Source organism: Rhodococcus olei (assembly GCF_039540555.1).
Lineage (GTDB): Bacteria > Actinomycetota > Actinomycetes > Mycobacteriales > Mycobacteriaceae > Rhodococcus_G > Rhodococcus_G olei.
In genome coordinates, this window is record NZ_BAABFB010000039.1 from 1 (window position 1) to 10,989 (window position 10,989).

At 66.6% G+C, this 10,989-nt stretch carries 6 protein-coding genes and 4 pseudogenes; 4 read left to right on the forward strand and 6 right to left on the reverse strand.

Going from position 1 to position 10,989, the window contains the following annotated elements; all coding sequences use genetic code 11:
- The 3 genes and pseudogenes from ABD951_RS12310 to ABD951_RS12320 all read left to right on the forward strand — a co-directional run.
- Nucleotides 1-457: pseudogene (locus tag ABD951_RS12310) on the forward strand (helix-turn-helix domain-containing protein); the annotation flags it as partial.
- 277 nt (nucleotides 458-734) lie between these two features.
- Nucleotides 735-4,028, forward strand: a complete 3,294-nt coding sequence (locus ABD951_RS12315; RefSeq protein WP_345345130.1) for a protein kinase domain-containing protein — start codon at nucleotides 735-737, stop codon at nucleotides 4,026-4,028.
- Nucleotides 4,029-4,667: 639 nt separating this feature from the next.
- Nucleotides 4,668-5,198, forward strand: a pseudogene (locus tag ABD951_RS12320) (transposase family protein); the annotation flags it as partial.
- Nucleotides 5,199-5,289: 91 nt separating this feature from the next.
- Here ABD951_RS12320 and ABD951_RS12325 read toward each other — a convergent pair.
- From ABD951_RS12325 to ABD951_RS12335, 3 genes are read right to left on the reverse strand one after another with little or no spacing between them, the layout of a single operon-like run.
- Complete coding sequence (locus ABD951_RS12325) at nucleotides 5,290-6,867, reverse strand: hypothetical protein (RefSeq protein WP_345345132.1); 1,578 nt, start codon at nucleotides 6,865-6,867, stop codon at nucleotides 5,290-5,292.
- On the reverse strand, nucleotides 6,867-7,199 hold the full coding sequence (locus tag ABD951_RS12330) for a helix-turn-helix domain-containing protein (RefSeq protein ID WP_345345134.1): 333 nt from the start codon (nucleotides 7,197-7,199) through the stop codon (nucleotides 6,867-6,869). Before ABD951_RS12330 ends, ABD951_RS12325 begins: the two co-directional genes overlap by 1 nt.
- Nucleotides 7,196-8,272 (reverse strand): tyrosine-type recombinase/integrase, encoded by a 1,077-nt coding sequence (locus ABD951_RS12335; RefSeq protein ID WP_345345136.1) that lies wholly within the window; start codon nucleotides 8,270-8,272, stop codon nucleotides 7,196-7,198. Before ABD951_RS12335 ends, ABD951_RS12330 begins: the two co-directional genes overlap by 4 nt.
- Nucleotides 8,273-8,443: 171 nt before the next feature.
- On the opposite strand from ABD951_RS12335, the pseudogene ABD951_RS12340 reads away from it, so the two are divergent.
- Nucleotides 8,444-9,447 (forward strand): annotated as a pseudogene (locus tag ABD951_RS12340) (ISL3 family transposase); the annotation flags it as partial.
- Here the strand turns inward: ABD951_RS12340 and ABD951_RS12345 are convergent.
- The 3 genes and pseudogenes from ABD951_RS12345 to ABD951_RS12355 all read right to left on the reverse strand — a co-directional run.
- Entirely contained in the window at nucleotides 9,421-9,582 is a 162-nt protein-coding gene (locus tag ABD951_RS12345; protein WP_345345138.1) for a hypothetical protein, read from the reverse strand. The pseudogene ABD951_RS12340 and the gene ABD951_RS12345 sit on opposite strands and share 27 nt — an antisense overlap.
- Nucleotides 9,504-9,846, reverse strand: a pseudogene (locus ABD951_RS12350) (transposase); the annotation flags it as partial. The pseudogene ABD951_RS12350 and the gene ABD951_RS12345, both read right to left, overlap by 79 nt.
- Before the next feature lie 44 nt (nucleotides 9,847-9,890).
- Nucleotides 9,891-10,989: IS110 family RNA-guided transposase (locus ABD951_RS12355; protein ID WP_345345140.1), on the reverse strand; the 1,099-nt coding region annotated here is incomplete at its 5' end.

Sequence of the window (10,989 nt, forward strand, 5' to 3'; positions counted from 1 at the left end):
CGGCACAGGTTTTCGCCGAGAGTCTGGCACCATAAACCGACGGTGTTGCGACGACCACTCGAATCCACCGGTCTGCTCGATGAACCGCGTCCGGGCCGGCCCCGAACGATCGACGATGCCAAGATCGAAGATCTGATCACCGCAACGCTGGAAACGACACCGAAGAACACGATGCACTGGTCGACACGGTCGATGGCCGAGCAACTGGATCTGTCGCAGTCGACAGTGTCAAAAGTATGGCGTGCGTTCGGATTAGCTCCACAAAAGCAGGATTCGTAGGAAGTTATCCAATGATCCACTGTTCACCGAGAAGGTTCGAGACGTGGTCGGCCTGTACCTAAATCCACCAGACCGGGCTCTGGTGCTGGGCGTACACTCGACCGCACCCAACCGGTGTTCCCGATGCTTCCGCCGAACACTGGCACGCGCCAGCAACGACTACCTCCGCAACGGCACATAGAGCCTATATGTCGCTCTCGACATCGCCACGAACTAGACTTGCCCACCTGAATGGTGCCCTCGACCCAGTTGATATTCGACCCTCAGCAGGTCGAATTATCCCAGGTCAGGGCACTATTCTTCGTTCACGACACCGTCCCGGTCATGGATTGCGGCGAAAGCGCGAGGTTAGGTGCTCTCGGGGTGTGGCCGGCGATATCCTGGGAGCGCACCATCGAGAGGTGAGCGGTGTTGCAGTTTCGGCCTTGTTCTGACACGGCGTGGTGGTGTGTCCGATGACCGACATCGATCCATTCGCGACACAACGCGACGTGTCCGGTTCCGTCACGGCGGAGTTGACCGCGGCCGGATTCGAGGATGCCCACGAGATCGGCCGCGGCGGATTCGGTGTCGTCTACCGCTGCACCCAGGTTTCCCTGGATCGCACCGTGGCGGTCAAGGTCCTCACCGCCGACCTCGACGAACTGAACCGGGCACGGTTCCTGCGCGAACAGCACGCGGCGGGCCGGCTGACCGGGCACCCGAACATCGTCAACGTCCTCCACGTCGACACCACCGACACCGGTCGGCCCTACATCGTGATGCCATACCACGCCCGCGGCTCTCTCGATGCACGGATCCGCCGCCACGGACCGCTCCCACTGGAGGAAGCGCTGCGGCTCGGGGTGAAGATCGCCGGCGCCCTCGAGACCGCGCACCGCCACGGGATCCTGCATCGCGACGTCAAGCCCGGAAACATCCTGCTCACCGACTACGGGGAGCCGGCGCTGACGGATTTCGGTATCGCTCACATCGCCGGCGGATTCGAGACCACCACCGGGATCGTGACCGGGTCGCCGGCGTTCACCGCCCCCGAAATCATCGCCGGCGAACCCCCGAGCCCCGCCGCGGACGTCTACGGCCTCGGCTCCACGTTGTTCGCGGCGCTCACCGGGCACGCCGCCTTCGAACGCCGCAGCGGTGAGCAACTGGTGGCTCAGTTCCTGCGGATCACGGCCGAGCCCGTGCCGGACCCCCGTGAGCATGGCATTCCCGACGAGGTGAGTGCGGTCGTCGAAAGCGCCATGTCCGGCGACCCAGGGAGCCGCCCCTCCGCCGCGGAACTCGGCAGACAGCTGCGCGAGTCCCAACGCCACCACGGTTTCCCGGTCGACGACATGGCCATCTACGCAGAACCCGGAGAGGAGCAGGGAGGCACGCCACCCGGTCGAGCGACCTCTTCCTCGGTGGCCGAAGCATCACCCGCGCGGTGGCCGTCAGGGTCGACCCTGGAGTCGGGTCGAACGGGTGGCCTACCGCTGGAGCTGACCAGTTTCGTCGACCGCCGCACCGAGCTGGCCGAGGCGAAGAACCTGCTGACGGCCTCGCGGTTGGTGACGCTGACCGGGATCGGCGGCGTCGGCAAAACCCGGCTTGCGGTGCGGGTCGCCACCAAGGCCCGGCGTGATTTCCCCGACGGCGTGACGCTGGTCGAGCTGGGCGAACTGCGCGACGAGTCGCTCCTGGTGGGGGTGGTAGCGGGTGCGCTGGGACTACGGGACAGGTCGGCCAGACCCACACTCGAGGTGCTCGTTGACTTCCTCGCCCCGCGAACACTGCTCCTGGTGCTCGACAACTGCGAGCAGGTTGTGGGCGCGGTGGCCAAGCTCACCGAAACCCTGCTGCGCTTCTGCCCCCGGCTGCGGATTCTCGCGACCAGCCGCGAACCGGTCGGGATCGGCGGGGAAAATGTGCTGCCGATTCCTCCGCTACCCGTTCCCGATTCCGATCACCTCCCGAGGAGGCTGCCCGGCAATGACGCGGTCGCCCTGTTCGCCGACCGGGGCGCCGCGGCCGTGCCGGGATTCGAGCTCACCGAGCACAACACGGTCACCATCGCCCGCATCTGCCAACGACTGGACGGGCTGCCGTTGCCGATCGAGTTGGCCGCGGCCCGGCTGCGGGCGATGTCGCCCGAGCAGATCCTGGAGCGGCTGACCGACCGCTACGCACTGCTGACCCGCGGCAGCAGGGACGCACCCTCGCGGCAGCAGACGCTGCGGATGTGCATCGACTGGAGCCACGATCTGTGCGCTCCGGCGGAACAACGCGCGTGGGCTCAGCTCTCGGTGTTCGCCGGCAGCTTCGACCTCGAGGCCGTACAACAGGTTTGCCGCAACGACCCGACAGACGAGGATCTCCTCGATACGGTGACCTACCTGGTCGACAAGTCGATCCTGACCCGATACGAGTCGGGTTCGATGGTGCGGTTCCGCATGCTCGACACCGTGCGGGACTACGGCCTCGAAAAGGCGCAGGAGGCCGGGGAGTACCCCGAACTGCGCCGCCGGCACCGTGACTGGTGTGCGCGATTGGCCCTCGAGGCGGAAGCCGACTGGATCAGTTCCCGGCAGCTCGCGTGGATCACCAGGCTGAGCCGGGAGCAGCCGAATCTGCGGGAGGCACTGGAGTTCTGTGTGTCCGACAGTCCCGTGTCCGGACTCCGGATCGCCACCGCGCTCTTCCCATTTTGGCTTTCCCGGGGTTTGTTCGATGAGGGACGGCGCTGGCTCGACCTTCTCCTTCCCCGCCAATCCGGCCCGCTCACCGTCGACCGGGCCAAAGCGTTGTTCGTCGCAAGCCTGATGGCCGGCGTGCAGGGCAACCTCGAGGTGTCGGCCGCCCTGGTGGAGCAGGGTCGCGCGCTCGCCGCCCAGACGATCGACCCCGAGATGCACGCACACATCGAACACGCCGACGGATATCTGGCCCTGTTCGGTGAGCGTCTTCCCGCCGCTCGCTCCCATCTCGAGAATGCCGCCCGGATGTTCACCGAACGAAATGACCTCTTCTACCAGGTCCTCGCGCTCGACGGCCTCGGTATGAGCCACGAACTGCTGGGCAACACGGAGCAGGCCGTCGAATGCTACGAGCGGGTCCTCGCAATCACCGAGACGCGGGGCGAATCGGTGCACCGGGCGTATTCGCTGTGGGCACTGGCCGTTGTGGTGTGGCGGCACGGAGATCGCGTGCGAGCCGATCGGCTCCTGAGGCAGTCGCTGCAGGTGAGCCAACGAGTGAACGACCGCCTCAGCGTCAGCCTGTGCCTTCAAGTATTGGCATGGATCGCCGCCGACGAGCACGACGCCCGGTCCGCGGCCGTGCTGCTGGGGGCCGCGGAACAGCTCAGCCGGTCGGTGGGGAGCGCGACGGTGGTGTTGCCCGGTTTGCTCGTCTACCAAGCCGAATGCGAACGTCAGATACGGCGGGCGTTGAGCGAGCAGGCATACGCCGCGGCCCGCAAAGAGGGCGGTGCGCTCGACTTCGATGCCGCCATCGCCTACGCGCTGGGAGAGCAGGCCCCTTCCCCGTCAAAAACCCTGGGCTCGTCGGCGAAACCGACCAAACGCGAGCGTGAGGTGGCCGAACTGATCGCCGAGGGCTTGACCAACAAGGAGATCGCCGCCCGCCTGACGATCTCGCCCCGCACCGCACAGGGGCACGTCGAACACCTCCTGACCAAGCTGGGATTCACCTCCCGCGCACAGATCGCCGCGTGGATCACGCAAGCACGGAACGAGAACTCCTGAGACACCGGCATGGCGCCGCTTCCCACCCGAACGCAGGCCAGTTCGGCACCTGTCTGTGCGACGGCGTGCTGGACGTGCGCGATCCGATCCAGGCCGCCGCCGTGCACGGGAGTGTCCGGATAGCGGTGGACCTGGTTTTGGTCTGACACGCCGGGCGTGAGCCTGGCGGGGAGGATCGATGATGACCGAAACACTGGAACCATGGCCACTGAGGTGGATCAACAGCAGCTCGCCGAGCAGCTTCTGGCCCAGGCCAGTCTCGCAGGTGCTCGCGTCTCCTCGGTCTCCACCCCGGGGCCGCGTGGATCACCGAGAGTGGCTCACGGACTGGCTGAACCTCGAGAATTGCACTTCCAGGTGTCGATTGGCTGCCGTCCGGGACCATGACGGCGCTCGCTCCTTCGACGCAGGGCTCTGTCAGACGGCGTCGAGCATCTTTCACGGCTTCGCAGCGAGGATCTGCCCCCGCGTCGGCCCGCGTTGCCCGCACGCTCTGCGAATTTGTGCATCGACGTGGTCGCTGCTGCGCCACACCTCGGTGTCGCTTGGGAGTGTCAGCTTTTCGGCTCTGGCGCACTTTCGGTGGTGGTCGGGCGTGCCGTGCCCCGACTCGGGATACTGGCCTGGCCAGCATGGGTCTTGTGCGATGTGGCGGATTCTCTGGTCAGGACGGTGTTCTCGGGCTTGTCAGTATTGAGGATCGAGGGTGTTGAGGATGCCGGCGACACGGTCGTGGTGCGCGCGTCGACGCGGGATGGGGCCGTGGCGTGCCCGTCCTGCGGGACCCCCACGGAGAAGGTGCACGCGCTTCATGAGCGGATACCGGCCGATGTGCCGATCGACGGGCGGCGAGTCCTGCTGCGGGTGCGCGTGCGCCGGATGCGCTGCCGGTCGGGTACGTGCGCGCGGAAGACGTTCCGGGAGCAGGTCCCTGGAGTGCTCGAGCGCTACCAGCGTCGCACGGTCCGCCTGACCGAGCAGTTGCGCGCGATCGTCGCCGAGCTCGTGGGCCGGGCGTCGGCCAGGGTGCTTCCTGCGGTCGGGATCAGCGCCGGGAGGGATACCGCGATCCGCACCCTGCTGGGCATCACCCTTCCCGACCGGCCGGTGCCGCGGGTGCTGGGAATCGATGACTTCGCGTTGCGCCGCAGTCACGAGTACGCGACCGTGCGAAAGCCCGGAGTTCAGCCAAACTGAAGGAATCTCGGAGCGAACTCGAGGAGATTTGGACTCGGAACAATGATAGTGCGTGGGTTCGCGGTCAACTGCGGAGATCGTGATGCTCTGCAGGGGTCTCGAGGAGGTGCCGGGCTGCGGCGGCATAGCGGATCGCGGTGCCCGGGCTGATGCCGAACACTGCGGCGAGGTGGAGTGGGTCCGGGCCGTGCGTGAGCGATTCTTCGAGTTGACGATCGACGTGCAGCCGATCGAGGGTGGCCGCAAGCCCCCAGAATGCCCGGGTGATCCACACTCTGCCGACCGGGCACGTGCGCACCGCGGTCACGCGATTGACCAACAGGTGGGGGTTGGCCGTATTGGGCCAGCGGGTGCGTCGGTAGCTCAGCCAGTCCGTCAGCGCTCGGTAGGTGAGGTCGTCCAATGGTCGGGACCGGCCGGCGATGGTCAACCGACGGTCCCCGAGGTCGACGTCGTCGAGCAGCGACTGGCCGATGTCCTTTGAGCGGGCGGCGTGGATGGCTGCCAAAGCGACGGCGAGGCGGGTCGCTGGTGTGGTGGCCGCACCGACCGCCTCGGTGATCTCGTGGTCTCCCAGGGGCAGGATGGCGCCGTAGTTGTTCGGTCCAACGCGTATGCGCGCGGTCGGGTCGAGGAAGATGACGCCTGCCTTCCGGCAGTGCCCGAAGAGCGACCGCAGGACACTCAGCGTGTGGCGGCGTTTGTTGCCCTGCAATGCATTCACGATTGCGAGGACGTCGTCACGGGTGACTTCCCGCAAGTGGTTGTAGTGACGCGACCAGCCGAGCAGGATCGGCCGGATCCCGTTGAGGTAGCCCCACACGGTGTTCGGGTCGCGGGGACGCGTGCGGGGCCCACCATCGTGGAGCGCGCGGATCCAGTCCTCGACCTCCCGCCGAATGCCGGGAGTGAGGCCGTCCAGTTTGCGCTCGAGCCACGCCTCGAACGCCGGTGCCCGGTCGTCGTCGAGCAGCCCGAGCCGGTCGAGGACATCCGCGACCCGACCGCGATGACGGACCGCGGAAATCAGCTCGGAGTAACGGATCTTCTCATCACCGGTATGGCAGGACAGCACGACGACCAGCGCCCGGTCGACACCGGCGGCGAGTGCGCGTGACCACCCGTGGGCCTCACCGAAATCCTGAGCGACGCGGCGGCCGCGAATGAGGGTGGGATTGGCCAGGTCCGCGTCCATCCGGCGGTCGAAACGGCCGTAGTCGCGGCGAAGATCGAGCGGGAGGTGGAGTTGAACCCCGGCCCATACCTGATCTCGGAGCTCGGCACCCATGGGTGGGGGCCGCCGGCCCCGAGTTCCATTCTTGCCCAGTCGTTCGCGCCCGATAACACGGTAGTGGTCGCGGTGCATGCGGGCGAAGAACAGCTGCTGGTGCCGCACCCCACGCAGGAACGGTTCGGAGACTGTGGTTTTCCCGGCATCCTTGGCATCGGCGAGTGCCTGCAGCCGGCACAATCGGCAATAACCCTCCTTGATCGGGACAGTCCTCTGGCAGGCTGCGCAGCGGCCCGATGGATGCAGGTTGCGGAAGGTGTAGCAGGCTCGGCAGCAGTGGCCGGGCAGTACACCCCAGGCGAAGCACTCGGCGCAGCTGGCCGCCGGCTTGCCCGGCGAGATCCCGCCCATCAGACCGGCGGCAACGAGCGACCGTCCCTGCGCTTGGGGACCACCGCGGACCCGCCGGACGAGGCCGCCTCGGGCGGACCCTCGCGATCGTGGTCGACCCGGCGGGTGACCTTGTCGGGCTCGGGAATGAGTAGCTCGCCGACCCCGCAGCCGAGCACGGCGCAGATGACGTCAAGGTCGGCGAGTTTGATGCTGGCCAACGAGTCGGTCGACCACATGCCCGACATTTTCCCGGCGCTGATGGTCAACCCGTGGTCAGCGAGCATGCGCTGCAGCTCGCTGGCCTTCCAGATGCCACGGTTCGCGGCGGCCAGCCTCAGGTTCCACTTCATGACAACAGTCCTTCCAGGCGTCGCCCGGCACGCTGTTGACCGGCGATCCAAGCATCCTCGACGTGAGTGCGGTGCACGTGGACGTAGTGCATCGTGGTCGCGATCCAGACGTGGCCAAGGGTCTGCTGGATCGCGATCAAGTCCATGCCGCCCAGGTAGAGCTGGCTGGCGCAGAAGTGCCGCAGCACATGTGGAGTGAGCCTGTCCGGCCAGTCCGGCAAGTGCCGTACCGCTGCCTCCGCCAAGGCGGCGCGCAGCGTCTCGCTGCTGATCCGTGTCGCCGAGCTGTCGATGTTCTTACGTTCGGACGGAAACAACGGTGCACCGGGACGATCGTGATCATCGTCGAAATGTCCCCAGACGTCCTCGACGAACCAGCGCAGGGTCTGCCCAGCGTCGTTGATGAGCGGCACCATGCGCTCTCGTGGCCCGCTGCCCCGGGATCCCTTCCCTTGGCGGACATGGAGTTTGCCGAAACGGCCGAGCTCCCACTTGATGTCGGCCAAGTCAAGGCTGCGGGTCTCGTTGATGCGGATCCCCACGTCGGCCATCAACCGGGCAGCGGCGAAGTTGCGTGCTGTCGGCGCGAACTTCCGGCAGGTGACCAGATCCTGTCGCCAGCCCGCGAACAAACGCTGAACCTGCTCGGCGCTGGGTGGAATCCGCAACGATGCCCGTTGTTGACCGCGTGGCCGGTTGATCTCGTCGATCGGGCATTCGACGACGCGGCCTGTCAGGGCGTGGATCTCAATCTTGTGGCGCAGCTCCAGGAAACAGAAGTACGTCTTGAGTGCCTGCGCACGGGCCAGTCGCGTGTTCTTCGCTGCCTGTCGCAGCGCCTTGCCGAAGTACCCGTCCGCGTCAGCAGGCTCCATCTCCCACAGTGGGCGCCCGAGCCATGTTCGCACCTGTTCCAGGTTCGTCACGTCGGCGCGAATCGTGCTGTCCGCCAGTCCGGCGGCCGCTCGAGCGAGCACGAATCCGGACATCACATCGGTCTCGAAGTCAGCGATCTCCTCCGGGCTCGCCAGTACCCGCCGTTCGCGTAGGTCACGCACCACTGAAAGCCCCACCCCGAGCCTCCTCGTATTCACGCAGATAACGGAAGTGCCGATCAAAACGATAGCTCTTCAGTAATCCTGAAACTTGTTCGACACGCTCGGCATCACCAGAACGGTCAGGAACGCGCAGGTCCATAGAGAGTGAAAGTCCGAAGACTGCGGCGAACTCCAGGCATATTTCCTATCATCGACGCCGACACCGGCCAGCGGGTGGACGTGCTGCCCGGCCGCGGCGTGCAGGCCGTGTCCGACTGGCTGCGTGCTCATCCGGGGGTCGAGGTCGTGTGCCGGGACGGGTCGGCGACCTACGCGCAGGCCGTACGAAACGCCCTACCCTCCGCGGTGCAGGTCGCTGACCGGTGGCACCTGTGGCACGGGCTGGCCGAGGCAACGCTGAAGGAGGTCGCTGCCCATTCGACCTGTTGGGCCGGTGCCACCGGCCTCCAGGACGGTCGGCGGGCGGCGACAACGGCCCAACGGTGGCAGCAGGTGCATGACCTGCTCGACCGCGGTGTGGGGTTGGGAGACTGCGCCCGCCGGTTGAACCTGGGGATGAACACCGTCAAGCGCTACGCCCGCGCGGCCAAACCAGAGCGACTGCACCGTGTCCCGCAGTATCGGCCAACGCTGGTCGACCCCTACCGTGAGCACCTGCGCCGCCGCCGCGCCGAGGATCCCGGCGTCCGGGTCACCGAGCTGCTCGCCGAGATCCGCGAGCTGGGGTACCCGGGCAGCGCGAACCTGCTACACCGTTACCTGAACCAGGGTCGAGCCGACCAGGGCCACGCGCACCTGTCCCCGCGGCGCGTGACCCGGCTGCTGCTGACCAGGCCACGCAACCTGACCGACCGGCAGCGTGAGTGTCTCGATCGGCTCGCGTCCGCCTGCCCCGAGATGACCGCTCTACGCGACCAGGTCGCAGCGTTTGCAACGCTGTTGGCGCCGCGCAAGAGCAACGCTGCCAGGCTGGATGAGTGGATCCGTGCCGTGCAGACCATGGATCTACCGCACCTGCAGTCCTTCGCCCGTGGCCTCGAGCAGGACCATGACGCGGTCGTCGCCGCGTTCACCACGCCACACCACAACGGCAGAACCGAAGGCACCAACACCCGCACCAAGATGCTCAAGCGACAGATGTATGGGGCGCCGGATTCCCGCTGCTACGTCACCGAATCCTGCTCGCATGAACCATCACCGAAAGTGCGCCAGAGCCCGATGAACGGTGGATCCGCCTTGGCATCGGTTAGTTTCCATTCGGTGTGATGCGGCCTTCGAATGTGATGGCGAAGGCGTTCAGGGCCGGCTTCCACCTTGTTGCCCATCGTGCGCTTCCTTTCCCGGTCGGGTCCAGGGCCCGGGTCGCCAGGTACAGGCATTTGAGGGCGGATTGCTCGTTCGGGAAGTGGCCGCGGGCCCGGATCGCGCGCCGGTATCTTGCGTAGTACAGCGAGCCAGAACTTGGCGCCCTCGCCGCCGTCGCCGGCCCACAATCCGAGGATGTCCCGGTGACCGTCGACGGTCACGCCGATCGCCACATAGACCGGCCGGTTGGTGACCTGACCGTCGCGAACCTTGACGTGGATGGCTGGGGGTGCCCCCTGGACGAAGTCCTTGTGCCCCTATGTGGTTGTCAAGCAGCTGCCGGGGACTCGCACCGCGGTTGGTAGAGGGCTCCGTCCGGCAGCATGGCGAACAGGACGTCCGCTCTCCGCCTCGCGAGCGCGATCAGTGCTTGGTTGTGGCGCTTGCCCTCGGCTCGCTTGCGGTCGTAGTAGGCCCTGGAGCTCGGATCTCGCAACGAGGCGAAGGCCGACAGGTAGAGGGCCCGTTTGAGGACCTTGTTCCATCCTTGTGGGGAATGTTCGCCGCGTATCGAGGTACCGGATCGGCGGGTGACGGGTGCCAACCCGGCATAGGACGCGAGGTGTCCGGCGGTCGGGAAGGTCTTGCAGGCGATCTCGGTCAGGAGTCTGGCGGCGATCCTGACGCCGACTCCGGGCATGCTCGTCAGGATCAGGTGAAGAGGGTGGGCCTCCACGAGTTTCTCCATCTCACAGGCAATCTCGTCGCGTTGACGGTGAAGTGCTTGAAGCTGCTCGGCCAGGCGTGAGAGCACGGCCGCGGCGGCACCCGTACCGGTGACCACAATGGTTTGCTCGCCGAGTGCCGTGGCGATGTCGGCCGCGAGCTGTTCGCCCATGCGGGGCGCCTGCCTGCTCAACCGGGCCGCCAGACGCTTGCGGCCGGCGGCCTGGAGCGCTTGTGGTGACGGGTAGTGCCGCAGCAGGTCGAGCACGGCCCGGTGGCCGACCCGCGGTCCCAGGACACGTTCGAGAGCGGGATGGATCTGGGTCAGCAGTCCACGCAACCGGTTGGCTGCAGCGTTGATCTGGGCAGCAAGGTCGTCGTCGAACCCGCACAGCATGGTCAACTCGGCGACCTGCTCGTCGCCGAGATCGATCGACCGCAGCGTGTGCGGCAGGGTCCGGGCCGTTTCGGGGATGATGAAGGCATCGCGGGCATCGGTCTTGGCCTCGCCCGGGTGGAGATCGGCGATGCGACGCATCGCCAGACCAGGCAGATACCCGACCAACACGCCCGCATCCTGCGCCACCGCGACCGGTAGCGCACCGATCGTGGCGGGCTGGTCCACCACCATGTGATTCGCCCCGGGTTTCTTGGAGGCTGATGACCCGGAAGGATCGGCATCATGCCTGCACCGAGGAAGT

Bases quoted from the DNA above. Each gene is read 5' to 3' on its own strand.
- ABD951_RS12345 (WP_345345138.1), bottom strand. From the start codon at position 9,582: ATGGGCAACAAGGTGGAAGCCGGCCCTGAACGCCTTCGCCATCACATT.
- ABD951_RS12325 (WP_345345132.1), bottom strand. From the start codon at position 6,867: ATGGGCGGGATCTCGCCGGGCAAGCCGGCGGCCAGCTGCGCCGAGTGC.
- ABD951_RS12330 (WP_345345134.1), bottom strand. From the start codon at position 7,199: ATGAAGTGGAACCTGAGGCTGGCCGCCGCGAACCGTGGCATCTGGAAG.
- ABD951_RS12315 (WP_345345130.1), top strand. From the start codon at position 735: ATGACCGACATCGATCCATTCGCGACACAACGCGACGTGTCCGGTTCC.